Below are 25,016 nucleotides of genomic sequence, written 5' to 3'. Positions count from 1 at the left end.
ACGCATCAACACTTGGTTGGTGCAAGGCGTATGTTCGCTCAATTTGACCATAGCGCGATTACCTGCTGCCAATGCTGTGACTAATGGAGCCATACTGAGCACGATAGGAAAATTCCAAGGCACAATCACCCCTACAAGCCCCAAGGGTTGATAGTGAACGCTCACTGTCGACGGCAATAATAGCCAACCGGCATGACGCGATTGCGATTTTGTCCACGATTTGAGGTTTTTAAGCGTGTAATTGATGTGTGAAACGGCTGGTAGCAGATCGCAAACCGTACTATCAAAGCGACTCCGATAACCATAATCCTGATTTAAGGCTTCAACGAGTGCGGCCTGTTCACTGAGTAACGCAGTTTTTAAGCGCTGCAACCAAATACGTCTTTGCTCAAGGCTTGGATATGGCTCTGCTATTGCCTGCTGTTTTAACCTAGTAAAAAGTGTCGTAACATCTTTAGTTAAAGGCTGTTGCTGTTCTGTTTCTTGCACCGTATTTCACCTCATTCGCAGCTAAGGCAGCGTCTTGGAAATGAGCTCAGGATTAATGCCAAAGCTGGCTTTATGTTCTTCAATCACAAATTCACTGCGCGTTTGAATCACTCCCGGCAATGTACCCAACTTGCCAGACATAAAACTTTGGTAGGCTTTCATATCTTTCACTCTCACTTTGATCATGGTGTCAAAATCACCGGACAATGAATAACATGCTTCAATCTCTGGGATGTCCGCCACTGCTTGTGAAAAACGCTCAAAAATAGAGAAACTGGTTTGATCCAATCGAATATGAATGAACACTTGTACATCCAGACCTAACTTTTCTGGGCACAGTTCTGCATGGTAGCCTTTGATATACCCTTCCTTTTCTAAGCGTTTAACACGATCAGAACAAGGCGATGTGGTTAAATTCACCAACTTTGCTAGCTCAACAACGGGAAGCCGTCCTTTACTGTGCAAAATACGTAAGATCTGTTGGTCAATGCGGTCTAGGCTCATGGTTTTGCACGGCGCTCTAAAAAGAAGTGATATGGCATACAATAATGGCTTACAGCCTTAAACCAACCTATCATCACAAGGCATTGTGATATAAATCACATAGAATAGGGGAACGTTAGAATAAAAAGACTGAGGAGAAAAAAGGAAAAGAAAGTGAGCAAGCACCCACTTTCTTGGTTGTAATCTATTTATCACCTCTTTACTTTGAGTATGTTGAGATGATTACAGTTTGAAACGAGAAATTTCTTTATCTAACTCATTGGCTAAACGGTGCATTTCATGAGCTTGTTGCACTGCATTTTGCGCATCACTGGCGAGTTGGTCGCTGACTTCACGTACCGATTCGGTGTTGCCATTAATGTCCGCTGTCACCAAAGATTGTTCTTCTGCTGCTGATGCAATTTGTGTCGCCATATCACTGATCATCTGAATGGCTTCGCTGATTGCGTGTAAGCTTTCTCCTGTGTGGTTCACATCTTGTACACTTGTTTCGACCAGTTTATGGCTTTCCGTCATGACAGAAACCGCATTGGTCGTTACTTTTTGCAAACCGGAAATTTTAGACTGGATCTCCTCGGTAGAGGCATGAGTACGCTGAGAAAGCACTCGGACTTCATCAGCTACAACGGCAAAGCCACGGCCTTGCTCTCCGGCGCGCGCCGCTTCAATCGCCGCATTCAAGGCCAACAAATTTGTCTGCTCTGCAATCGAGCGAATGGTCGACAGAATGGTTGAAATCTCATTAGCGTGCACTTCTAATTCACCAATGATACCCACAGCACTGCTAAGCTCTTGTGCTAACTGATTGATTGACTGTTTGCTTTGTTGCATCTGGCGATAGCCTTGTGCACCAAGCTCAACCGATTCATTGGCATTTTTAGCGGTATTATCGGCATTGCCCGCGATTTCAGCGGTCGCAGACGCCATTTCAGTGACCGCAGTTGCAACCATAGTAATTTCATCTTGTTGAGTACGAATCCGTTCACTACGTTGACTGGCTGAGCTTGCGGCCTGTGTCGCTCCTTGGTTAAGGGAGACGGAAACATCACGCACGCTTTGCACCATGACATGGATGCGATCGACAAATTTATTGAACTTATCCGCTAAGATACCGACTTCATCATCGCTGTGAACGGCTAAACGACGGGTTAAATCGCCATCACCTTCGGCGATATCTGACAAAGCTTGAGCAATATTACTCAACTCATTCAACTGACGAGCGACGAACCATGAGGTCGCTAATGCCAAGATCACTAAAATCATCAAGCCAATCAAGCTCTGTTTCAATAGCATGTCATTGAGTGGCTGTTCAAGAACCGTTTTGTCCATCACCATGACCAACAGCCAGTCAGTATGTTCAATACTTTGCGCCATCAATACTTTGGTCTGACCATCAATATCAACAAAGAGTGGTAATTGAGAATTTGCCGCCTCTGATATGCTTTGAATGGTCAGTTGTGAGGCCATTTCTTGGGTAGGTTTTAAAATAAGATCTTGATTGGGATGGGCAACAATTAGCCCCTTGGTATTCACCAAAATAGCATTGCCCTTCCCAGGAACCTCAATGGCTAAGACGTCCTTGATCAATTTACCCAAAGCTAAATTGGAAGCGGCGACGCCAATCAGTTGGCCATTTTGACGGACAGGTTCTGCCAATGTCACCACTAAGGTTTGCATGGTAACGCTGACGTAGGGGGCGGTTGTGATCGGTTTACCCACGACTTTGGCTTCTTTATACCAACCACGCTCACGGGGATCATAACCATTTTGGTTACGCGATCCGTCATTGCGGATCATATCGCCCTGTTCATTGCCGTAATAACTCAGCCCAAATTCACCAGACTCCAAGGTTTGGCGTAGGTGAGGAACAATGTCTAATTGTGGATTACGTTCGATTTCGTTTTTTAATCCTAGCAGCGTTTTTTGTTTGCCATTAAACCAGTCACCAATCCCTTTTGCATGAGCCTGTAATGTATTACGCGCTTCACTCTCAATCGCTCTCCAGCTGTCGGTTTTAAAGGTTTGATAGCCAACCATAACCAATGCAGCGGCTGTCAATGTAATAGCAGCAACCACAGAGAACACCATTTTTCTCTTTAAACTCAATTGCATTGCAATGCTCCTTGAAGCTTGTTCACCAAAGTAATGGGCTTGAGAATATTACAACTATGGATTATTACTTTGCCTAAGTTCCCAATACTTGACACTCGTGCAATAGAACGGTGGTGAATGTGCACTAAATCAAACTTAGTCAGCCGAATAAAAGCAAAATTATCTTTTGAGCGAGAGGCGCACTACGCCAAAAACCTTAGCGCAGTGCTGGAAGTATTTAGAGAACGCGGACGCGTGAGAAGTCAGTGTGGCTTAATGTTGATGAGTGATTACATACTCGGCAAAAACCTTGCTTTTCCATTTTGTAATGAGGTTCACCTTGTATAATGAGCGCAAAAAACTTTTGAACACCTTGCCATGTTGAACAAGGTTCTGACTGACAGCGCTTCATCACGACTTTATGCGGTGTCTCTTTACGACAACAGGTGCAATAAGCTTTTGACATGGTCCAATAATCCCTACAATTTGCATCATTATTGATAATTGACACATTTTGCTCCTACAGGTTCATTTTTCTCAAACTTTAGTGTGTGTTTCGTGAGCTATCTTCAAAAAACGTCCATCCCAATCTCCTTATTTTCTGCTAAGCACACTACACAATCTAACCTATACAAAAAAGCCCCTCAGAAAGGGGCTAGTTATTGAACAACGGTATGAATATCAATCTAGTTCAACCAGCTGCTTTTTAAAGGTCACGTGCTGCGCTTGTACGCTCTCTTCAGGTTCATCTGTCGCTAAGCTCACCACAAGAATCGCAATTGTCGAGAGAATGATCCCAGGAACAATTTCATACACATCAAACCAACCGCCGGACAGTTGTTTCCAAACCACAATTGTAACGCCACCAACAATAATGCCGGCTAGTGCGCCATTACGGTTCATTCGAGACCAATAAAGGCTCAATACAACTGCAGGACCAAATGCAGCGCCAAAACCTGCCCATGCATACGAAACCAAGCCAAGCACGGAACTATCTGGCGTCATAGCCAGCACTAACGCCACGATCGAAATTAGAATCACTGCAAATCGGCCAACACGAACAATCTCCTCCGAGGTAGCTTCTTGTTTGATAACTTGCTTGTAAAAATCTTCCGCTAACGCAGAGGAAGAAACTAATAATTGCGAGTCCGCGGTACTCATAATCGCCGCAAGAATAGCCGCAAGCAAAATACCAGCAATGACTGGATGGAAAATGGCATTCACTAGCAGCATGAATATTTTTTCACCATCTGCCAGCTCTAGCGAACCAGTATTGGTAACATAAACAAGCCCAACCAAGCCAACTAATAAGGCTCCCGCCATGGATAAACCGGTCCAAATGACCGCAATACGACGTGCTGTGGTGAGGTCTTTATTTGAGCGAGAAGCTTTGAAACGCGCCAAAATATGCGGTTGACCAAAATAACCAAGCCCCCATGCTACTAATGAGATGATGGCAATAGCGGTTAACGGTTCACCTTTTGCGTCATACCATAACGTCAATAAGTTAGGGTTAATCGCCGAAAGATCCTGACCCAGTTGACTCACTCCGCCGTTGATTGCTGCGATAGGAACGATCATCAATGCGGCCGCCATTAATAGGCCTTGCACTAAGTCAGTCCAAGAAACGGCTAAAAATCCACCAAACAGTGTGTAGGAGACCACACAAATGGTGCCAATAATAACCGCGGTTGAATAATCTAAACCAAATACCGTTTCAAATAATTTACCGCCAGCCACAAGGCCAGAACTGGTATAAAAGAGGAAGAACAGCAAAATAAAGAAGGCTGAAATGGTTTGAATCAGTTTAGATTTATCATTAAAACGGCGTGATAAAAATTCAGGTAATGTTAATGAATCTGTCGTGATGCTATAAGTGCGCAAGCGCTTAGCATTCACTAACCAGTTAGCCCATGTGCCCAATAATAAGCCACCCGCTAGCCAGAAAGCCTCAATACCAGCGGCGTACGCGTAACCAGGTAAACCGAGCAATAACCAACCGCTCATATCAGATGCACCCGCCGATAAAGCCGCAGGCCAAGGGCCCAGTGATCGCCCTCCTAAGAAATAATCTGCGGAGTTCTTCGTTCGCAGATACGCTGCCACACCAATAGCCAGCATCAAAATAAGATACAGGATAAAGGTGGTTGTAATAGCAAAGCTATTTTCCATTGTGTTTGTCCTCTTTAAAAGATCGCCTTCCATGTCCTCTTCCGAAGAAGAGGATAAAACAGAAAGGATTAATGGGTTTCGCTACCAAGCTCAAGCAAGGTCGCATTACCACCCACTGCTGTTATATTTATTGTGCGAGTACGCTCGGTAATAAAGCGCAACGATAAGTGAGGATCATGAGCCACGGGGATCGCGCTCAAGTCCGTTTCAGAAACTAGGCTGACAATCGCACCATTACGATCAGCTAGCTGACGGTTGAGGCTACGCTCAACCGAGGTGTTCCCAACGTAACCTACACTTCGAACATCCGACGCCATCAAGGGATGATAAGCATCAAAAGACGTAAACTGAATGAGATTAGTAGGGAGTGTTGACTGCTCAAATGCCGCTTGCAGTGTTCGAATCAACATCGCATCGTCACTACATAAGACGACGCTATTGCCTGCCACAAGAGCGGCACAAAGCTGAGCTGCCACCGCCTGTTGCGCTTTATCACTGTGTTCACCTTGGATGATCACAGCCACGCCCCGACCTGCGGTGTATAGCTCATTGGTTTCTCCAGTAGGGCCGATCAATTGGTGCGAATACGCCAACAACGCCGATGCCTGATGAAGATGGTAAGAAATCACTGTTGCCAGTTGTGGCATAGCGCTTTCTAGTAGATTTTTAAATGAAAGTAAGCACTCACATTTAGAATCAAAATCGGTGATATTCCAATTTTCCCATGCTGAAAAAGCGTCAGAAAAACGTGTTACTTGATGAACCATTCTAATTCTCCTGAGCCTTTATTACTGAGAAAATTCAGTTTGAGTAAAACGGTATAAGTAATGCGGGCCACCTGCCTTTGGTCCGGTACCAGAAAGCCCTTGCCCACCAAATGGTTGCACGCCCACCACCGCACCCACTTGATCACGGTTGATGTAACAGTTACCTACTCGGGCGTGTTTTTCTATCCAACGATACGTCGTTTCATTGCGGCTATGGATCCCCATGGTTAAACCAAAACCAGTTTGATTAATTTGCTGCACTACATCGGCCAGCTCACGCGCTTTAAAGCGCACGATATGCAAGATCGGCCCAAATTGTTCTTCGGTTAAGCAGTGAATATCTGAGATTTCAAAAGCCGCTGGCGGTACAAAATCACCGTGTTGGCACTCCGAACCGAGCTCTAATTGCGCAACTTTGGTCTGTGTCTTGGTCATCTGTTCAATGTGAGAGAGCAACTTTTGTTTGGCTTTTTCATCAATAACAGGGCCGACATCGGTACTGTGGAGGTAAGGAAGACCAATTTTGAGCTCATTCATCGCACCATGAATCAAGCTGATGATGCGATCGGCAATATCCTGTTGAACAAATAGCACTCGTAATGCAGAGCAGCGCTGCCCAGCCGAAGCAAAGGCCGAACGAATCACATCTCTCACCACTTGCTCGGGTAAAGCTGTACTATCAACGATCATCGCATTTTGCCCACCCGTCTCTGCAATCAGCGGCACTGGCGCGGCGTCACGTTGAGCGAGAGCTTGATTGATACGTTGCGCGGTCGCCGTTGATCCAGTGAACGCGACACCTGCAATGGCAGGGTGAGAAGTCAGCGCACTGCCAATTTCTGCACCACGTCCAGGTAACAATTGGATAACGCCAGCAGGAAAGCCAGCTTCCAACATCAGTTCCACGGCACGCGAAGCAATCAAACTGGTTTGTTCTGCGGGTTTGGCAACGACCGTATTACCCGCCACTAACGCTGCCGTGATTTGCCCAAGAAAAATCGCAAGAGGGAAGTTCCATGGGCTAATGCACACGAAAACACCGCGACCTTCACGGCTCACTTTACGCTTTTCATTATCAAAACTCGTCACTTCAAAAGGTGTTAAAGCGGAAACTTGTTTGGCGTAATAGCGACAAAAATCGACCGCTTCGCGGATTTCATCAATGCTATCGTGAATGGTTTTCCCTGCTTCGTGATGACAAATGGCGACCAGTTCAGCCAAGTTCTCTTCGAGTAAATCAGCAAGTTTATCAAGTTTGCCCGCGCGAACACTGTGCTCTTCTTGCTTCCAAGCGGCAAAGGATTGCTCTGCTATTGAGATAGCTTCGGAAACATGATCAAGGTTGGCAAATACCACTTGTCCAACATGCTTGCTACGGTCATACGGCGCAGTCACAACTTCCGGCGATGCCCCTGCCTTGATCATGCTTTCGAACTGAGCAACACCATTGATGATAGGAGAAGCATGCCACTGCTTATTGAGCCAACATTCTACTTTCGCTTCAAAAGGTGTTGCCTCACTTTCAATATCAATATTGACGCCATAGGAATTAACGCGTTCGGCAAAGATATGCGGTGGCAAAGGGATTTTGGTATTTGGTAAAGAATCAAACGAGAGCAACATATCGACGGGATGTTGCGTTAACGTATCAATAGGACAACGAGCATCGACTAAACGATGCACAAACGAACTGTTCGCACCATTTTCAAGCAATCTACGAACTAAATAAGGCAGTAAGTCTTTATGACTACCTACTGGAGCATAAATTCGCACCGATTGTTGATAGGCTTTCATTGCATGATGATAAAGAGCATCACCCATGCCATGCAGACGCTGGAACTCAAAATCTTTGTGTTGTGACATCACCGCAATCGCGGTCACGGTTTGTGCATTATGACTGGCAAATTGAGGGAAAATATGACCACGAACGCCCTCACTTAAAAGAAAACGAGCGCAAGCCAAATAGGCGACATCCGTCGCTTCTTTACGTGTGTATACCGGATAGTTGCTGTAGCCACTTTGCTGAGACCACTTCACTTCGCTATCCCAATACGCCCCTTTGACTAAACGCAGTGGGATCACATCACCTTGCTGTTTCGCCAACCCATTAAGCCAAACTAAAACGGGTAAAGCGCGCTTAGAGTAAGCTTGTACAACTAAACCAAATTTCCCCCACCCTTTCACGGGCTCACTACGATATATCTTTTCAAATAGCTTTAATGACAGCTCTAAACGGTCTGCTTCTTCTGCATCAATAGTAATCGCCACATCCAGCTCGATAGCACGGGCTAAAAGCTGTAGCAGTGTGCTATAAAGCTCGCTCAGAACGCGCTCTTGATTAGCCACTTCATAACGCGGATGCAATGCAGAAAGCTTGATGGATACGGACGGTGCCGGGCTGGTTGATAAGCCATATTTCTCGCGGCCAACCGCCTCAATCGCCATCAAATAATCTTTGAAATATTTATTGGCATCGGCCGTGGTTAACGCTGCTTCACCGAGCATATCAAATGAATAGGTATACCCTTTATCACGCATAGGACGGCCATTTTTTTTTGCTTCTTCAATGGTTCGGCCTAGCACAAATTGGTGGCCCATCACCTTCATCGCTTGGTGCATCGCCTTACGAATCACTGGCTCAGAAAGCTTATTCACTAGACGATTAACCGCCTGCGTTGGACTCGTAGTATCCACATCAGCAAGGCCAATCACTTTACCGGTCAGCATCAACCCCCACGTGGACGCATTGACAAAGACAGAGTCAGAATTTTTCAGATGAGATTTCCAATCCGCAACGCTGAGGCGATCTTTAATAAAAGCATCCGCGGTTTCCGCATCTGGAATGCGCATCAGAGCTTCAGCCAAGCACATCAACAAAATACCTTCTTGTGTATCTAAACTGTACTCAAGTAATAAGGCATCGATCATTTGCACCGCTTTTTTATCGGCTCGGATCGCTTCGATCAACTGAGTTGTTTTATTTAATATCGCCGATTTTTCTGATTCTATAGCTGTTGCCAGTGGTAATAACTGCTTCAGCCATTGGGATTCGTCCACCATATAAAGTGGCGAGATCAGCGACCATAATTTATCAAGCGGTTGCTCGATAAACTCTGCATTCAACACATCTGTTGCTGTAAACATGCGTTTTCCTCAATCTCACTCCCGAAAAAGGTCGGGTTTCCTACACTGGCTGGCAGTGTATTTTGAGCGCGAGAATAATACTTGTCAAAAACTCTGATATTTTTGTCAAAAACTCCTTTCATTAACAAAATAAAAACACAATCACATCAATTAAAGCCATTCAAAATGCGAAAATAGAAACATTCTCCCTAAGTTTAACCAAAGATAAGCAGGAGAAAGTGAGATAAAGAGTGCACATAAAAAAGTAGATAGAAAATTAGCGACGCGACAATTTTCGGTATTGAGAAGGAGAAATACCTTGTAAACGGGTAAATGAATGAGTGAAGGTACTTTGTCCAGAAAAGCCGGTTAATTCCGCAATTTGACCAAAGCTTAAACACCCTTGTTCAATCAGGTCTTTAGCCATATCAATGCGTTTACCTAATAGATACTGGTGAGGCGTGATCCCTATCTGCTCTTTAAATAACAGATGAAATTGGCTTTCACCTAAATAAACACTGCCAGCGAGTTGAGCCACTGAAATTTTACGTCCAAGGTGCTGCTCGATATAACGATCAATCGATTCAAGATCAAAACGAGATTCTTTGCGATGCGTTTCAAATGCAGAGATATGGCGTTGCAGTAATGCCATAACGGTGTCATTGCAGGCACGGCTCAACAATAAATCATCAGGACTCGATTGCATCTCTTTAACTAGCAATTGGATCAGCTTTTGGATTTGTCCATCCAGTTGAAAGTAAATATCCGCATTCGACAACTCATTCATTTTTTGTAGAAGCAAGGGATCATCTCCACTGGAGATAGGAAGGTTAAGCACTAAGATATCCGACTGGCCAACCACACCACCAAATGCATGGTCAGTTCCAGAGGTAACGACACAACCTTGCCCCGGGCCCACCAAATTGCCTAGACCTTGTACTTCAAACTCAGCTTTGCCTTTCAACCCAATTACAACTTGAGTATAACTATGATCATGGCACTCCATATAGGAAGGTAAAGTCACTAACTCGGCTGGTCTAGGCGACAAAACTTTGTCATTTTGTTGATAGTTAAATCGCTTAACCGAAGAAAAGTCACTCATATCGCCACATCATGGTTGAAATCAGAGTCTGATGTTATAACAAAACTATCAGGAGCGAAAACAAAGCTGTATTTTTTTGAAAGATACACATCAAGGTGTATATTAAACTTAAGTTTAGGAGTGAAAGAGACACTTTTTTCCAAAACGGAACAATGATCAAGTGCACATAAATTACGGTCAATGTGTGTTCAATCCCAAAACCCCTAAATAGATCGAAAATAGAGACTTGCATATTTCGCTATTAGGCTCAAAATGAAGATGCACAATTATAAAATTTACAAAATCAGTCACCTACTAATAGATTTCCGTAAATTTTTCTATTGTTCGGAATAAATTTTGCATTATGAATACAGCTTATCCATTCAAGCTGTCAAAAGTTTGTCTTTCCCACTTTTGTGGTTAAACGTTAATTTGTTGCAGGGACCTATGATCACACGTCGCATCCCAGCGCTATTGCTTGCGCTAAGCCCTTTTTGGGTATCTGCATCGGTGTACGCGGAAGAAATTGTTCAGGTAGATCCTGTCACCGCTATCGATGAAAAAATGACTACTAAACAGACGGAAATCGACGCGATTTCTGCAGAATACGAAGCCGAGGGAGCTAAGCTTCAACAACTTAAAAATGAACACGCTCGTATTAAACGAGAAAGTAAAGAACTTGATGCCAAACGCAATCGAGCCAAATCAGCTTTGGACAAACAATATAGCCGTCTTTTAGATGATCCAGATACAGATTTGGTCTCCTTTCAAAAGAAGTACCAAGAAACTTGGGCATCAGTGAAGCAAAACCAAGCTGAAAGCCTTGAGAACAATCAAGCGATGACTGAAAATGAAATGCGCTTGTCTCAAATCAAACAGAAACAAGCTCGCCTCAGTAATGAGTATGCGAACCTCGAAGAATCGAGCATTGAAGCTCGGGTAAAACGTCTCGAAGCCGAACTGCGTGAAAGTAGTGTTCTAGAAACAAGCTATAAAACCGCCTGTTCAACAACAATGACACTCGGTGAATGTTCAAATCAAGGACAGCACCTCACCAAACAAAAAGCGGTAAAAACGTTTCGAGCCAAATTGCTTGATGATCTAACAGAATCAGTGATTGCCAAGCAAAACCTGAAAGGTGTGGAACTTAACATCCATGTACAAGATAGCCAAATTATTCGCGGTGGTTTTGAAGGTAACAACGAATACTTCACCCAAATGCAAGCTCAGCTTCAAGCGAAACCAGAAGCGGTGTCTGCGTGTAAACTGCTTAACGTGTCAACTCGATACTGTTTGAAAGGCGGCGTGTCTGAAGGGACACAAAAGAATGACAAACAGTGGGCAAACGTCACTGTAAGATCAGATCAATACAACGATGCTGTAACCATCAACGGTATTAACTACGGCAGTACACCTGTTGAGATTGTTTTACCCAATGGCCGCCACCAAGTTACCGTCTCTAAAGATGGCTACGAAACCTACAATCGGGTGCTGACGATTAATGGTAATGATACGGTGTGGATTAAGCTAAGACCGAACAAAGAGGGCTAATTGCCTCAAAAAAAATCGGTTTTTCTATCGAAATTCACAAAGATGCGGTTAAAACGCCATTTTGTCATTAAGTTATTGAAAGATGACTTCAGACAAAATGGTGTTTTCGTTTAGAATAGTTACAATGAACTAATAACTTAACTGAAGTAGATAATAATGCGACAAGGTTTACCCGCTCTCTTATTAGCACTTTCGCCTTGCTTAGTGGCAACATCGACGATGGCCGAAGGAACGCCTTCTTCAGTAATTGCCATTGATGATGCGTTGTTTACTAAACAGTCCGAATTACAGGCCGCCCAAAAAGCAACCCATGAACAGCAGCTTGTGGTGAACCACCACAACAATGAGCTAGACCAGCTAACGAAGCAAGCCCAAAACTTTGATAAGGCACTTGTAAAAGCAAAAGCTGACTTAGAACGCGATTACATGAAAATGATTGACGATCCTGAACTGGACATCATGCCTTCACAAAATGCCTACCAAGCGGCTTGGGCCAGTGTAAAGCAAAATCAAAAAAACCGTTTAGAAGCTGAGCAAAAACGCCAAGAATCAGAGGCAGTGTTGGCACAAAAAAGGGCCGAACAGAACACTGTCAACAAAAGTATCAACGAGTTAGAACAGCATAAATTACGCGCGCGAGTTGAACGCTTAAGAGAGGAGCTCAAACAGAGCAGCACCGAGAAAGTTAGCTTTACTAACGCTTGCAGTGCCGATATGACATTGGCTCAATGCTCGAAACAGACTACCGACTTAGCGTTACAGAAAGCGGTTAACCAGTATCAAACCAAGTTAATAGCGGCCACCAGTGAAGCTAAACTTATCCAACAACATCTGGCTAATGTCTCTTTTAATATTCATGTACTACGCCATAAATCCGTCGATTCAGGATTCTACAATGGCAATAAATACAAAGCCGTACTAGATGTTCAGTTGGATGCAAGGCCGGATGAAAACACACCATGTCGGTTGCTAAACGTAGAATCACAATACTGTTTCGCCCCCGGTAAATATTCAACCGATACAGAAAAACAGAAAGAAATTGCTTGGATTACCCTAGCCATTCGCTCGAATCAATATAGCGACAAAGTCTCTATTGATAATGTTAACTATGGTAGCACCCCGGTCGAAGTGATGCTTCCTGTCGGACTACATATAATTACGATAGAAAAAGAGGGATATCACTCCTTTCATCAAGAACTAAAAATCACCTCAGATCACACACTAAGAGCGAATCTGCGAGAAAAAGACAACCTACTTAAACCTGGCCATAAATTTGCAGATACCCTTAAAGGGGACATTAAAGCTCCTGAACTAGTCACTTTAGTCTCCGGTGAATATTTGATTGGCGAACACGCATCAAAACAAGTTTTCCTTGATCATGCTTTCGCAATTGGTTCAACCCCTGTTACTGTGGGTCAATTTGAAACCTTTGTAAATCAAACCACCTACCAAACTGATGCTGAGCTCAAAAAACTGTGCACAACAGTTTCTGAATCTGAAATCACGCCGATTGCCGGCAGTTATTGGCGCGACCCAGGCTTCAAACAATCCAGTAATTCTCCAGTGGTGTGTATCAGCCAAAATGACGCCAAAGCCTTTGCTCGCTGGCTGAGCAAAGAAACGGGTTATAAATACCGTTTACCTACAGAAGAAGAGTGGGAAATTGCTGCTCGCGCAGGTACACAAACAGACTATTGGTGGGGAAATGATTTCGGAACAGGGAAAGCGAACACTGGCTGGAGTGGTACACCTTGGTCAAATAAAAGTACCTCGCCTGTGAAGTCTTTCGCTCCCAATAGCCTAGGCCTTTATGATGTTGTCGGTAACGTGTGGGAATGGACAAATGACTCAAGGGGTCAAGCAAAAGGTGGCGCATGGAGCTTCGCCCCCGCAACGGCTGCTGCCTATAGTAATTTGTTCATTGCTCCCGCTACTTCTGCTAATTATGTTGGCTTCAGGGTCATTAGGGAACTTTAGGCAAGCAGAACTAGTTCAACCATTTATATAACAAAGGGGGAATTCCCCCTTTGTTATTGCACTCTCATCGTCTAGGTCTCGAGTAGTGATAAATATCAATCGTGTTTGATATTTATCACTCAACATCGTACAAATTTGCAAAAATCCCTTCTACACGTCAACCAGAAGCCATTCTTCAGAGCAGTTTTTTAACAAGTGGGCATTATGGCGCTAAACGTTCAGTACTCCATTGCTGATCTTGTTGCGTAAACAAGAAGCGATCATGCAAACGGTGCTCACCACCTTGCCAAAATTCTATCGATTCAACCTTAACGCGATATCCTCCCCAAAAGCTCGGAACTGGAATCTCACCTTGTTCGAATTTCTTTTTTAACTCCAAGTATTTACCTTCCAAAACACCGCGTGCTGAGATACGGCTACTCTGGCGGCTCGCCATCGCGGCAATTTGGCTCTCTTTAGGGCGAGAAGTAAAATATTTTATGTTTTCAAAAGTCGACAATTTTTCAGCCGTTCCTGTGATGTGCACTTGTCTCTCTAATGGGTGCCAAGGAAAGTGCAAGCTGACTTTATTGTTGTGTTCAATGTGTTGTGCTTTGCGACTGCCCAAATTGGTATAGAAAACAAAACCGTCTTTTTCGACATTTTTTAATAGCACTATACGTTGGAAAGGCTGTCCATTTTCATCAACCGTTGCCACTGTCATCGCTGTGGGGTCGGTAAGACCCGCATCGATGGCCTGTTGTAGCCAAAGATTAAACTGCTCAATCGGATTTGAAAGCAAATCTTTGCGTCTTAAACCGCCTTTAATGTATTCGCGGCGGATGTCTGAAAGTTCCATCTCTACTCCTTATGAAATTTTTGACGATTGTGCTCCTATCATAGTCATAACTCAAGAGTGCTAAGGTTCAACAAAATCAGCAATTCACAGCTAAACTCTGTAGAACGTACACAATAGGAAGTACAATCAATCCAAATAGTAAATAGTAAATAGTAATCTCATGATAGGTAGCAAATCCTTAACATTTTGCTAGACAAATAATAAAATCAAGCAACTATACCCAAATAACTTACAGTTGTAGCTTCCCTCTACAACAGCTTCAAGTAACAAAGGGAAAGACACTACAATTAGGCGCAAAGGATAAGCGATGAGCAACAAGAGTTATAACAAACTCTCCTCGACAGAATTGGAGTACATAGACGACAAAACGGCGGCTCTGCTACTGAACACGCCCAACAGTGCACGTGTGATGCTCTGGGTTATGGTCTGTTTTTTTCTCTTAGCCATCGTCTGGGCCTCATGGGCACAGGTCGACAAAGTGACAGTTGGACAAGGCAAAGTCGTTCCGTCATCACAAGTTCAAGTGGTTCAAAACTTGGAAGGAGGCTTAGTCAAACAGATACTGGTTCGTGAAGGTGAACGAGTGCAAAAAGGCCAACAGCTGTTATTGATTGATGATACTCGTTTCCGCTCCGACTACCGCGAACGTGAACAACAAGTCGCTAACCTTACCGCCAGTGTCCTGCAGCTATCCGCTTCTATTACTAGCGTAATGATCAACGAAGAGATTGATGATGATAACTGGCAAAAGAGCGTCAAAATTGACTACAACAAACTCGCCTTTCCGCCGCTGTTAACAGACAACCAACCCGATTTAGTTAATAGGCAAAGGGCCGCCTACCGGCAAGATCTTAATAACTTACGCAACCAACTTTCTCTTTTAGATCAACAAGTCAAACAGAAACTACAAGAGTTGGTTGAAATACAAGCGCGCGTACAAAATTTGCGCCAAAGTTATGATTTTGCGAATAAAGAACTTGAGATAACTAGACCTTTAGCAGACGAAGGTGTCGTGCCACGAATTGAGCTGCTGAAACTACAGCGCCAAGTGAATGATACTCGCCGTGAAATGACCACCAGCGAGCTTAACATCCCAGTATTAAAATCGGCGATTCGTGAAGCGGTGCTCAACCGTATTGATGCGGCTCAAAAGTTTCGCTCACAACAACAAGACAAACTGAATGAAGCCCAAGATAGGCTTTCTGCAATCACAGAATCAGCCGTTGGGCTTGAAGATAAGGTAAATCGCACTGTTGTGCTATCGCCTGTGACAGGAACGATTAAAACGCTTTACGTCAACACCGTTGGCGGTGTTATCCAGCCAGGTATGGATATTGTTGAAGTAGTCCCAACAGAGGATACCTTGCTTGTGGAAGCGCAAATTGCCCCACAAGACATCGCCTTCTTAAGACCAGAGTTGCCTGCCATCGTAAAATTCAGCGCCTATGATTTCACCAAATATGGCGGCTTGGAAGGAACGCTTGAGCATATCAGTGCCGACACCACTCAAGATGAAGAAGGCAAAAGCTATTATTTAGTCCGAGTAAGGACCAATCAAACCAGCTTAGGGCATGATGCTAACCTGCCTATCATCTCAGGGATGACGGCATCTGTTGATATTATTACAGGTAAACGAACTGTGATGGATTATCTACTAAAACCAATACTTAGTGCGCAAAAAAATGCGCTAAGGGAGTAAGGTTCACTTATGCTTTTTAATATATTCACGACTGACGGTTTTTGATGAAGTTTTGGCTGCCACTGGTTTTATTGCTATTTATGCCTTCTCTCCCCCAAGCGCTCAACACCAAAGAGCAGCAGTGGGTCGATGCGGTGGCGCTTACCTATGGCACAAGAGCAGGGAAACGCGTCGAAACATGGCGCAAAGAAATTGCTAAACACCAAAATGTTCCCGAACGTGACAAATTGGCCGGAATGAATCGATTTTTCAATCAGCTGTACTTCGTTAATGATATCGATTTATGGGGAAAAAATGACTACTGGGCGACACCGCTTGAGTTTCTAGGAAGCAACGCAGGGGATTGCGAAGATTTCACCATTGCGAAGTACTTCTCCCTACTTGAACTGGGTATCGATGATAAAAAGTTGCGCCTCGTGTATGTTAAAGCCATTGAGTTAAATCAGTTTCATATGGTTCTTGCGTACTATTCAACACCCAATGCCGAGCCTTTAATTTTAGACAATATAAACCCTGAGATTAAGCCAGCATCAACACGCCGTGACCTATTACCGATCTACAGCTTTAACGGTAAAAATTTATGGCTAATGAAATCCAAAAATGACCAGCTTGCAGGAGACTCTTCACGATTAAGTCTTTGGAATGACTTACGTGAACGGGAACGCTCGCTAAAATTGAATAAACCAATTATAAGTTACGATGAGTAAGTAATATGACGCTATATAAACAACTTGTCGCGGGAATGATTGCCGTCTTCATTATGCTGATGACCTCAGTCTTCATTATTGAATTCAATACAACCCGCAACAACTTAGAGCAGCAGCAGCGCTCTGAAGTCAACAACACCATCAACACCGTCGGTTTGGCGCTGGCGCCTTATTTGGAGAAAAAAGATAAGATTGCGGTTGAGTCGGTTATCAATGCCTTGTTTGATGGCAGCTCTTATTCGGTCGTGCGCTTGATTTTTCTAGACGATAACGACGAGATTCTGCGATCTTACCCCATAAAACCCAGTAACGTTCCGCAATGGTTTACCAATTTACACCTGTTCGCACCGATCCATGACCAACGCGTGGTAACCAGTGGTTGGATGCAGCTCGCTGAAGTAGAAATTGTCAGCCACCCTGGTGAAGCGTATGCGCAATTATGGAGGGCACTAATTCGGCTACTTATCGCGTTTAGCACTATTTTTGTGATTGGCCTTGCTGCCATCGCTTTCATTCTGAAGCGTGCTTTACGCCCGTTGCAGATGATTGTCAAAAAAATGGAACAAGTAGCGTGTAATCATTTTGGTGAACCGCTAGCGCGGCCAGCAACCAAAGATCTGATCTATGTAGTTGATGGCATCAATAGCATGTCGGCACAGGTTGAAAAAGCGTTCAAAGCTCAAGCACAAGAAGCGCAACAATTACGTGAGCGCGCTTATATTGATCCAGTATCCCAGCTCGGTAACCGTGCTTATTACATGAACCAACTGAATAGTTGGTTATCAGAAAGTGCCATTGGTGGCGTAGCGATTTTGCAAGCGGAGTTTATTAAAGAACTCTATGAAGAGAAGGGCTATGAAGCGGGCGATGGTATGGTGCGTCATTTGGCTGAGCATCTAAAAGTGTCGATAACGTCACCCGATGTCACACTCTCACGTATTTCCACTGAAGAATTTGGCTTTATTTTGCCTAACATGGAAGAGAGTGAACTCAAAATTATCGCCGATAGTATTATGAATTTTGTGCAAGATACTCTAGCCGACCCAACCGGTATGGCATCAGCCAAAGTCTCTTTAGGTGTTGTTCATAATAAAGAACCAAAATCTTCAACGCAGGTACTTTCCTTGCTCGACAACGCGTTAGCCATTGCAACTGCAAATCCAGATCTGATTTACGGCTTCGTCAGCAGTGAAACCAAACAAACTGTGATGGGTAAACAGCAATGGAAAGCATTGGTTGAAGAGGCTATCCATAACGATTGGTTTAATTTCCGTTTGCAGTCAGCCAATAATAGCTGGGGACAAACTTTCCACCGCGAAGTATTTTCAGCAATTGAGCACGATGGCAAACGCTACAGCGCCAATCAATACTTATTTGCGCTCGACCAACTCAATGCCAGCCATATTTTTGATGAATATGTTATTGAAACGATGATTCGCAAGCTCGAAATAGGCGAGATAACCGAACCATTAGCCATTAATATTGCTCAAAGCAGCCTTTCTCAACCTAGTTTTATTCGTTGGGTCACTCAGACACTGGCGAAACATCGCTCTGTCTGTGAGAACTTACACTTTGAAATACCAGAAAATGCATTCCTCAACGCCCCTCACCATACGGCGCTGTTTTGTAATGCCATAAGAGCCGCAGGTGCAGACTTTGGTGTCGATAACTATGGCCGGAATTTCCAATCATTAGACTACATCAACGAGTACCGTCCAAAATATGTGAAACTCGATTATCTATTTACTCACCATCTCGACGATGAAAAGCAAAAGTTCACCTTAACGTCGATTTCTCGCACAGCACACAATTTAGGGATCACTACCATTGCGTCACGAGTAGAAACGCAAACCCAGCTTGATTTACTTTCAGAGCATTTTATCGAAGTCTTCCAAGGCTTTATTGTGGATAAATAATAAAAAGGTCAGATGTAATGCAAGACACGCTACTCAATTCGCTTATTTATGTGAGTCGTTACTATGGATTGGCGAATTCTCCAGAAGCACTGATCAACGGCCTACCTTTATCAGACGGCAAACTAACACCTTTTCTCTTTCCTCGAGCCGCAGAAAGAGCAGGATTAGTGGCTAAAGAAAATCGCTCGACATTGGATCAAATCCCAAAATTGGTTTTCCCCGTTATCTTAATTTTAAAAGGCGGTGAAGCCTGTGTGCTCAGCAGCATCAACGAAGCGAATCAAGAAGCTGAGGTCGTCACTGCGGAGTCTGGTCTAATCCCCGTTGCTATCCCCTTAGAAGAGCTGACTGAACGCTATATTGGCCGCTACTTCATGGTGAAAAAACAGTTTCGCTATGACGAGCGCTCACCAGAAATATTAAAGACCCGTGATGGCCACTGGTTTTGGGGTACGTTATGGCAGTCAAAGCACATTTATCGCGATGTGTTAATCGCTTCCATTTTAATCAATTTGTTTGCCATTGCGGCACCAATGTTCAGCCGTTTAGTGTATGACAAAGTCGTGCCTAACCTTGCGTTTGAAACCTTGTGGGTATTAGCGAGCGGGATTTTTGTGATCTTCTTATTCGATCTGCTCCTCAAACTACTTCGCAGTTATTTTATTGATGTGGCGGGCAAAAAATCCGACATTCTGATCTCTTCCAAGCTCTTTAGCAAAGTGATGGGAATCCGAATGGAATCACGTCCTCCATCTGTCGGGGCCTTTGCGCGCCACTTGCAAGAGTTTGAATCCATTCGCGAATTCTTTACCTCCGCCACTATATCCTCGTTAATTGACCTGCCATTTGCACTGCTCTTTTTAGTGCTGATCTGGCTAATGGCCGGTAGTTTAGTGCTGGTACCTATCGTCGGTGTACTGATCATTGCTCTCTACTCTCTTCTCATCCAAGCTCCTCTACGACGAGCCATTGAAGAGGGTTCTCGGCTGGCATCACAAAAATACGCCAATCTAATTGAAAGCTTGGCAGGGCTTGAAACCGTGAAACTCTTTGGTGCTCAAAGCCAGTTTCAATATCGCTGGGAAGAAGCGGTTGCACATATGGCAAACTGGAACATCAAAAGCCGCCGAATTACCGATGGCATTCAAAATACCGCTGGTTTTGTACAGCAAGCCGCAAACGTCGGAATGATCATTGTAGGTGTCTATTTGATCTCCAACGGTGATTTAACAATGGGTGGGCTCATCGCAGCAACCATGCTCAGCGGCCGTGCCATTGGTCCAATGGTCCAACTATCACTACTTTCAACACGCTACAACCAAGCCAAATCGTCCTTAAAAATCATTGAGCAAGTGATGCAGATGCCAGATGAGCAAGAAGAAGGTAAACGCTATATTCATCGTCCGATTGTGCAAGGCAAAATTGAGCTAGACAAAGTCACTTTCCACTACCCTAATGCTCCTGTTGCATCAATACGTGACTTAAGTATGACGATCCATCCAGGTGAAAAAGTAGCGATCATAGGCCGCATCGGTTCAGGGAAGACTACGTTAGAGCGCCTTATTATGGGGTTATATCAACCGACTGAAGGGCATGTTCGTATTGATGATACCGATATCGCGCAACTGCATCACATTGATGTGAGGCGTAATATCGGTTGCGTTCCTCAAGACAGCAACCTGTTTTACGGCTCTATACGCGATAACATTACGCTCGGGCGTCCTTTAGTCGATGATAGAGATGTGATGGATGCCGCCAACCGAGCGGGAGTTACCGCGTTCACACAACAAGATCCTTCGGGGTTAGAACGACAAGTGGGTGAAGGCGGCCTGTTGTTGTCTGGTGGCCAGAGACAAGCGGTAGCCATTGCCCGAGCACTGCTCGGACGCCCACCCGTTTTGCTACTTGATGAGCCCACCAGCGCCATGGATAATCGCTCTGAAATGCACATCAAGCATCAACTGTCTCAATTGACACCCAGTGAGACGTTAGTATTAATTACTCATAAAACATCAATGCTCGATGTAGTTGATCGCGTCATTGTGATGGAGAAAGGCTGTATCATTGCCGATGGTCCTAAATCGATGGTGTTAAACGATCTCAAACAGGGCAAAGTGAGATCCGTGCAATAGCCACCTTACTAGAAATAGCATAATCAGCAAAAAACGAGGCAAAATGCCTCATTTTTTGCTTCGCACCCTAAGATAATAATGTTAGATCCCTCCGACATCTTCATCTTCAAGCATCGAAGCACATTTAACCTCATACTGGTTAAATGTGAAGATACTGGCGCCATGAACCCGCTTGGTGATGATCCGCTCATCATCAAATTGCACCGAAACATGGGTATAAACTTTATTTTTAACTTCGATCGTATTCATTTCGAGCAATTGTTCAAACTCCTCCCCCAGCATATCCAACGCCAATTTTGCTTTTTCTAAACGATCATTAGTTTGTTTCTTAAATTCATCAATTTTTAACAGTTCCTCTTCCGAGCGTTCTGCTTTAGGCTTTTTCTTAAATTCAATCTCACGGCGGATCACTTCCATCGTCGCTTCTTGCGCTTGTTTATAATGCTCTTTATGTTTTGCAACCCGTTCTTTATATACGGCATAACGAGCAAAAGCCTGCACAGCCGTGGCGGTATCGCCTTCAACGCCTAAATTGAAGCAGACGATCTTACCGCCAACTTTCGCGTGACCACCACTGAGTGTGCCTTGCTTCTCTTTGTTATCTAGCACTTTTAGATCATTGCCACAACGCAATTCATTACTCATGCTGTGAACCGCTAGATTAATATCATCAGCCGCTTGCAATTCACTAAACTGAGCGTAGTTAGCCGTAATCGAACCTCCCGATTTGACGATACATGTTCTGGCTTCATCATCAAACACTGTGTGACCAATAATGCCTTTAGCAACATCAATATTACCTTGGGCTTGGACATCAGCCGATTCAATAAACCCACCAATAGTGATTGTTCCCGTCGCACGCACAATCATCCCGGGTTCAACGTCACCCGTGATGACCACACAACCTTTAAATTTCACGTGGCCTGTTGCGACACTTACATTGTTTAAGCATAAAGCATTATCAACGTCGACCGTTTTGTCTTTGAGTAACGGCATGCCAGCTTGGCTAGCCAGTAATACATTGGGATCATTAGAAGAGATGTAAGAACCCTTTCCAGCAACAAGTGCAGAATCTTTACCTGCTTGAGGCGCGATCTCTTTTCCTTGTACGGTATAGCCTGACGTTCCTTTTGTTGCAGGAATTCGACGCATTATTTCATCGTCTTGCCCGACCGTGATGGTTTCACCTAAGTTGCGCATATCAATTTTGTTCTGCCCTTGCTTTTTGGTCGGGGCTAACACGCGCTTACTGACATCCTCGACCAAGGGAATAAATTGTGCATCTTTACCTTGTATGGGTTCGCGCCCCTGCGCTACAGGCTGAGTGTAGACTTCTCCAGGCTTCAAGGTATTACTTACCATTAACACTTTCTTTAAAGCCAGTTTGTTGATGCCTTTTGTCACATGAGCGTGAGCCAATGCATACACCAACTCACTACCGCGCAATGCTCTGCCACCGTATGCACCCGTCACGACCATGCTGGCTAACATATCTCGATCGCTAAATTCAATCTCAACCGAAGCATTCTTTCTCTCTGCAATGGCGATTCCAGAGAATGCTTCGCCCTTGCCCTCTTTTGCACAGTTGATAAAACGGGTCACTTCCGTTTCATTTAAGAAAAATGTCGATGCGGATAACTCAAACAGCGCTTCTTTTAAGCCTGCTTGGTCAAAATTTTTGTCGATGGACTCAGCCCCAGGAAGCTGGGCAATGACTTGTTTTTTGTCCTCTGAAAGTGAAATTAAGCGTTTCCACATACTACTTAACCCATATGGTTAGATTCCATTCGTATGGCAGTGTATACAATTTACCGTATGGACTAAATCTTTAGACAACCAAATTAAGGGCTACATCACTTAGTCACGACGAAACTAACCATACAACCGAAAAATAAACGAAAAAATGAGTCCAACATGAACTTTACAGTGTAAATAATCTCTTCATCTGTTCGGTATTAGACTATGTCGGAAAATCATGTGTACTGTTAAAAGCGTAAGTCGCTTTAACAGCACAACCATTTTTTGAATACTCCAATGACTCACACAATTCAGAGACCAAAATAATTCCTCGTCCATGCGCTTGGTTGTTGTCCAAAACCGTATGCTGATAGTCAAAGCCTTCGCCATTATGCTCGAGTGAAAAAATGACGTGTTCCAACTTGGGGTTGTAATCGATATCTAATTTAACCCATAGATGCTCATCTAACTCCTCCATACACTCTTCACGTTGTTGATAAAAAGTAAGAAATCCATCCGGATCGTCTTTTAGCGAAGAATCCAATTTCAGTAACCCGTGCTCAATTGCATTGGCAAACAGTTCGGACAATACAGAACACACGAGATCGAGATGCGCACCACCACTGATAAAACCGCGAACAAGGTTGCGCATCTCAATCATAATTGAAATCTTTTTAAGAATTGAAGCCGGAAAAAAGAGTTGGCTCTGCATCGGTATCTGGCTAAGAAATTGATTTTTTTCCGGTTCCAATACCTCATTATCGTTGGTAATGGGAAACGACATCGAAAGAATCGATAAATCATCACCGTGGCCACGATTGGAAAACTGGCACACTTCATCGTACAAATCTGGAATTCTCGTCTTATCATTTCGTTGCAGAACTTGTTCGAGTCGCAACTGGCCAAATTGCTCCCCGTTTTCATTCATCGCTTCGGTAATACCATCGGTATAGCAGAGGATAGTTTGGTTAGGCTTTAATTTGAGATGAACCAAATTCACCTCAAATTCATCTGCTTCCAGCACTCCTAGCGGCATATGTGTGGAAACGAGACGGCGAATGATATTGCTCTCTTCATCTAGCAAATAGCCATCTGGTAAGCCGCCTCCCCACCACGAAACCTCGAAGCCGTTGGCCCGTATTTCAAACACACTTGCTGCAAGCATCATTCCGGCAGGTAAGAACTTCACCAGAGCATTATTAAGCTCAGCAACCATTTCGCCAAGCGACATCCCTTTTTCAGCCATTGAAAAAAAAGTACGCGTGGCAGGGATCGTTGAAATCGCGGCAGGTAATCCATGCCCAGTGGCATCGGCGATCATGATGTAGACGCCACCATAAGGCCGGTTCGCCACAATGATAAGATCACCATTAAAAATGGTCGAAGGTGTTGAGATATAACTGATGCCATAGATATTGCTGACTTTTGCACTCATCTCCTCCATTAAGTTGGTGAAAATGGATTCGGCGATGGCGTAGTCATATTGTACTTGTTCATTGAAATAATTGAGTTTATCTCGCTGTTGAGTGACTTCATTATGCATTTTCACAATACGGTAATGTGCCTGCACTTTGGCGAGCAGTACGCTTCGCTCTACGGGTTTAAGAATAAAATCATCGCCCAGCGATAAGCAGCGTTCAAATGAATCATGATCATCAAGCACTGTTAAAAATATAATTGGGATATGGTGATTTGGAAAAGAGTCACGGATCTCTTTTGCGGTGGTGAAACCATCTTTAACTGGCATCATCACATCCAACAAGATAACATCGGGTAAGACGTCCATGACGAGCATCGCCTCAACAACATCAGCGCCATTTTCGAAGGTATCTATATGCTCAGCAATAGGCAATAAGATGAACCGGCACAGTTCCCTATTCGATTTATGGTCATCAACGATCGTTACGCGCATCGGCTCACTCCTTAAACATTATTCGATACTAAATTTTTTATCAAACCGAGAAATCAGTAAGACTTTTCTTATTTGAGGTAACGTATTAGTAATTCGGATCATGCCATCACTTTGCTCAAGATATTTCTGCATATTGAGCAGCATGCCAAGGCCAGCACTGTCAATATAGTCCACCTTACGCAAGTCGATGGTGAATCGAAAACCTCGATACGGTGAATAGCTATTACGAAATTCTTTAACTAGATTAAAGCCAAAAGCACCCTCAATCGCGATAGTAATTCGCTTCGTATTGCTATCTATTTCTGTTTCTATACTCATCG

At 44.0% G+C, this 25,016-nt stretch carries 18 protein-coding genes; 6 read left to right on the top strand and 12 right to left on the bottom strand.

The genetic code is table 11. The annotated features are described in order from the left end of the window. The 8 genes from VOR_RS0101100 to VOR_RS0101065 form a co-directional block, all read right to left on the bottom strand. A partial coding sequence (locus VOR_RS0101100) for an aldehyde dehydrogenase family protein (protein WP_010317307.1) occupies positions 1–489 on the bottom strand: 489 nt, incomplete at its 3' end. 21 nt (positions 490–510) lie between these two features. Then, a complete protein-coding gene (locus VOR_RS0101095; RefSeq protein WP_010317305.1) occupies positions 511–993 on the bottom strand; it encodes an Lrp/AsnC family transcriptional regulator in 483 nt (160 codons plus the stop codon). A 222-nt stretch (positions 994–1,215) separates the two neighbouring features. Next, on the bottom strand, positions 1,216–3,105 hold the full coding sequence (locus tag VOR_RS0101090; protein WP_010317303.1) for a methyl-accepting chemotaxis protein: 1,890 nt from the start codon (positions 3,103–3,105) through the stop codon (positions 1,216–1,218). A 217-nt stretch (positions 3,106–3,322) separates the two neighbouring features. After that, positions 3,323–3,550 carry a hypothetical protein gene (locus tag VOR_RS18140; RefSeq protein WP_010317302.1) on the bottom strand — a complete coding sequence of 76 codons (228 nt, stop codon included), beginning with the start codon at positions 3,548–3,550 and terminating at the stop codon, positions 3,323–3,325. 215 nt (positions 3,551–3,765) lie between these two features. After that, positions 3,766–5,256 carry a sodium/proline symporter PutP gene (gene putP, locus VOR_RS0101080; protein WP_010317301.1) on the bottom strand — a complete coding sequence of 497 codons (1,491 nt, stop codon included), beginning with the start codon at positions 5,254–5,256 and terminating at the stop codon, positions 3,766–3,768. Positions 5,257–5,324: 68 nt separating this feature from the next. Beyond that, positions 5,325–6,023: a 1-pyrroline-5-carboxylate dehydrogenase gene (locus VOR_RS0101075; RefSeq protein ID WP_010317300.1), complete on the bottom strand. Its 699-nt coding sequence runs from the start codon at positions 6,021–6,023 to the stop codon at positions 5,325–5,327. Positions 6,024–6,044: 21 nt separating this feature from the next. Beyond that, positions 6,045–9,167 (bottom strand): bifunctional proline dehydrogenase/L-glutamate gamma-semialdehyde dehydrogenase PutA, encoded by a 3,123-nt coding sequence (gene putA / locus VOR_RS0101070; protein ID WP_010317299.1) that lies wholly within the window; start codon positions 9,165–9,167, stop codon positions 6,045–6,047. Between the two features lie 256 nt (positions 9,168–9,423). Further along, positions 9,424–10,248, bottom strand: coding sequence for an AraC family transcriptional regulator (locus tag VOR_RS0101065; protein WP_010317297.1), 825 nt, complete (start codon positions 10,246–10,248; stop codon positions 9,424–9,426). Positions 10,249–10,674: 426 nt separating this feature from the next. Between VOR_RS0101065 and VOR_RS0101060 the strand changes: the two genes are divergently transcribed. Together VOR_RS0101060 and VOR_RS0101055 are read left to right on the top strand one after the other, a co-directional pair. Beyond that, positions 10,675–11,778, top strand: a complete 1,104-nt coding sequence (locus VOR_RS0101060) for a PEGA domain-containing protein (protein ID WP_010317295.1) — start codon at positions 10,675–10,677, stop codon at positions 11,776–11,778. Positions 11,779–11,934: 156 nt separating this feature from the next. Then, positions 11,935–13,755: an SUMF1/EgtB/PvdO family nonheme iron enzyme gene (locus VOR_RS0101055; protein WP_010317293.1), complete on the top strand. Its 1,821-nt coding sequence runs from the start codon at positions 11,935–11,937 to the stop codon at positions 13,753–13,755. 202 nt (positions 13,756–13,957) lie between these two features. Here VOR_RS0101055 and pdxH read toward each other — a convergent pair whose 3' ends face one another. Then, positions 13,958–14,593 carry a pyridoxamine 5'-phosphate oxidase gene (pdxH, locus tag VOR_RS0101050; RefSeq protein WP_010317290.1) on the bottom strand — a complete coding sequence of 212 codons (636 nt, stop codon included), beginning with the start codon at positions 14,591–14,593 and terminating at the stop codon, positions 13,958–13,960. Positions 14,594–14,900: 307 nt separating this feature from the next. Between pdxH and VOR_RS0101045 the strand changes: the two genes are divergently transcribed. From VOR_RS0101045 to VOR_RS0101030, 4 genes are read left to right on the top strand one after another with little or no spacing between them, the layout of a single operon-like run. After that, on the top strand, positions 14,901–16,292 hold the full coding sequence (locus VOR_RS0101045) for an HlyD family type I secretion periplasmic adaptor subunit (protein ID WP_010317288.1): 1,392 nt from the start codon (positions 14,901–14,903) through the stop codon (positions 16,290–16,292). Between the two features lie 44 nt (positions 16,293–16,336). After that, positions 16,337–16,999: a transglutaminase-like cysteine peptidase gene (locus VOR_RS0101040; RefSeq protein WP_010317287.1), complete on the top strand. Its 663-nt coding sequence runs from the start codon at positions 16,337–16,339 to the stop codon at positions 16,997–16,999. A gap of 5 nt (positions 17,000–17,004) precedes the next feature. Further along, positions 17,005–18,915 (top strand): bifunctional diguanylate cyclase/phosphodiesterase, encoded by a 1,911-nt coding sequence (locus VOR_RS0101035; protein WP_010317286.1) that lies wholly within the window; start codon positions 17,005–17,007, stop codon positions 18,913–18,915. A gap of 17 nt (positions 18,916–18,932) precedes the next feature. After that, positions 18,933–21,047, top strand: a complete 2,115-nt coding sequence (locus VOR_RS0101030; RefSeq protein ID WP_010317285.1) for a type I secretion system permease/ATPase — start codon at positions 18,933–18,935, stop codon at positions 21,045–21,047. Positions 21,048–21,128: 81 nt separating this feature from the next. On the opposite strand, the gene VOR_RS0101025 is transcribed toward VOR_RS0101030, so the two are convergent. The 3 genes from VOR_RS0101025 to VOR_RS0101015 all read right to left on the bottom strand — a co-directional run bounded on the left by VOR_RS0101025 (position 21,129) and on the right by VOR_RS0101015 (position 25,014). Further along, a complete protein-coding gene (locus VOR_RS0101025) occupies positions 21,129–22,805 on the bottom strand; it encodes a flagellar assembly protein A (RefSeq protein ID WP_010317284.1) in 1,677 nt (558 codons plus the stop codon). Positions 22,806–23,007: 202 nt separating this feature from the next. Next, positions 23,008–24,696, bottom strand: coding sequence for a SpoIIE family protein phosphatase (locus tag VOR_RS0101020; protein WP_010317283.1), 1,689 nt, complete (start codon positions 24,694–24,696; stop codon positions 23,008–23,010). Positions 24,697–24,714: 18 nt separating this feature from the next. Further along, a complete protein-coding gene (locus VOR_RS0101015) occupies positions 24,715–25,014 on the bottom strand; it encodes an STAS domain-containing protein (protein WP_010317282.1) in 300 nt (99 codons plus the stop codon). Positions 25,015–25,016: the final 2 nt, after the last annotated feature.

The sequence above is a fragment of the Vibrio ordalii ATCC 33509 genome (genome assembly GCA_000257205.1).
Lineage (GTDB): Bacteria > Pseudomonadota > Gammaproteobacteria > Enterobacterales > Vibrionaceae > Vibrio > Vibrio ordalii.
The sequence above is the reverse complement of the archived record's forward strand: the minus strand, read 5'-3'. Positions and strand labels throughout refer to the sequence as shown.

Bases quoted from the DNA above. Each gene is read 5' to 3' on its own strand.
- VOR_RS0101095 (WP_010317305.1), bottom strand. From the start codon at position 993: ATGAGCCTAGACCGCATTGACCAACAGATCTTACGTATTTTGCACAGT.
- VOR_RS0101090 (WP_010317303.1), bottom strand. From the start codon at position 3,105: ATGCAATTGAGTTTAAAGAGAAAAATGGTGTTCTCTGTGGTTGCTGCT.
- VOR_RS18140 (WP_010317302.1), bottom strand. From the start codon at position 3,550: ATGTCAAAAGCTTATTGCACCTGTTGTCGTAAAGAGACACCGCATAAA.
- putP (WP_010317301.1), bottom strand. From the start codon at position 5,256: ATGGAAAATAGCTTTGCTATTACAACCACCTTTATCCTGTATCTTATT.
- VOR_RS0101075 (WP_010317300.1), bottom strand. From the start codon at position 6,023: ATGGTTCATCAAGTAACACGTTTTTCTGACGCTTTTTCAGCATGGGAA.
- putA (WP_010317299.1), bottom strand. From the start codon at position 9,167: ATGTTTACAGCAACAGATGTGTTGAATGCAGAGTTTATCGAGCAACCG.
- VOR_RS0101065 (WP_010317297.1), bottom strand. From the start codon at position 10,248: ATGAGTGACTTTTCTTCGGTTAAGCGATTTAACTATCAACAAAATGAC.
- VOR_RS0101060 (WP_010317295.1), top strand. From the start codon at position 10,675: ATGATCACACGTCGCATCCCAGCGCTATTGCTTGCGCTAAGCCCTTTT.
- VOR_RS0101055 (WP_010317293.1), top strand. From the start codon at position 11,935: ATGCGACAAGGTTTACCCGCTCTCTTATTAGCACTTTCGCCTTGCTTA.
- pdxH (WP_010317290.1), bottom strand. From the start codon at position 14,593: ATGGAACTTTCAGACATCCGCCGCGAATACATTAAAGGCGGTTTAAGA.
- VOR_RS0101045 (WP_010317288.1), top strand. From the start codon at position 14,901: ATGAGCAACAAGAGTTATAACAAACTCTCCTCGACAGAATTGGAGTAC.
- VOR_RS0101040 (WP_010317287.1), top strand. From the start codon at position 16,337: ATGAAGTTTTGGCTGCCACTGGTTTTATTGCTATTTATGCCTTCTCTC.
- VOR_RS0101035 (WP_010317286.1), top strand. From the start codon at position 17,005: ATGACGCTATATAAACAACTTGTCGCGGGAATGATTGCCGTCTTCATT.
- VOR_RS0101030 (WP_010317285.1), top strand. From the start codon at position 18,933: ATGCAAGACACGCTACTCAATTCGCTTATTTATGTGAGTCGTTACTAT.
- VOR_RS0101025 (WP_010317284.1), bottom strand. From the start codon at position 22,805: ATGTGGAAACGCTTAATTTCACTTTCAGAGGACAAAAAACAAGTCATT.
- VOR_RS0101020 (WP_010317283.1), bottom strand. From the start codon at position 24,696: ATGCGCGTAACGATCGTTGATGACCATAAATCGAATAGGGAACTGTGC.
- VOR_RS0101015 (WP_010317282.1), bottom strand. From the start codon at position 25,014: ATGAGTATAGAAACAGAAATAGATAGCAATACGAAGCGAATTACTATC.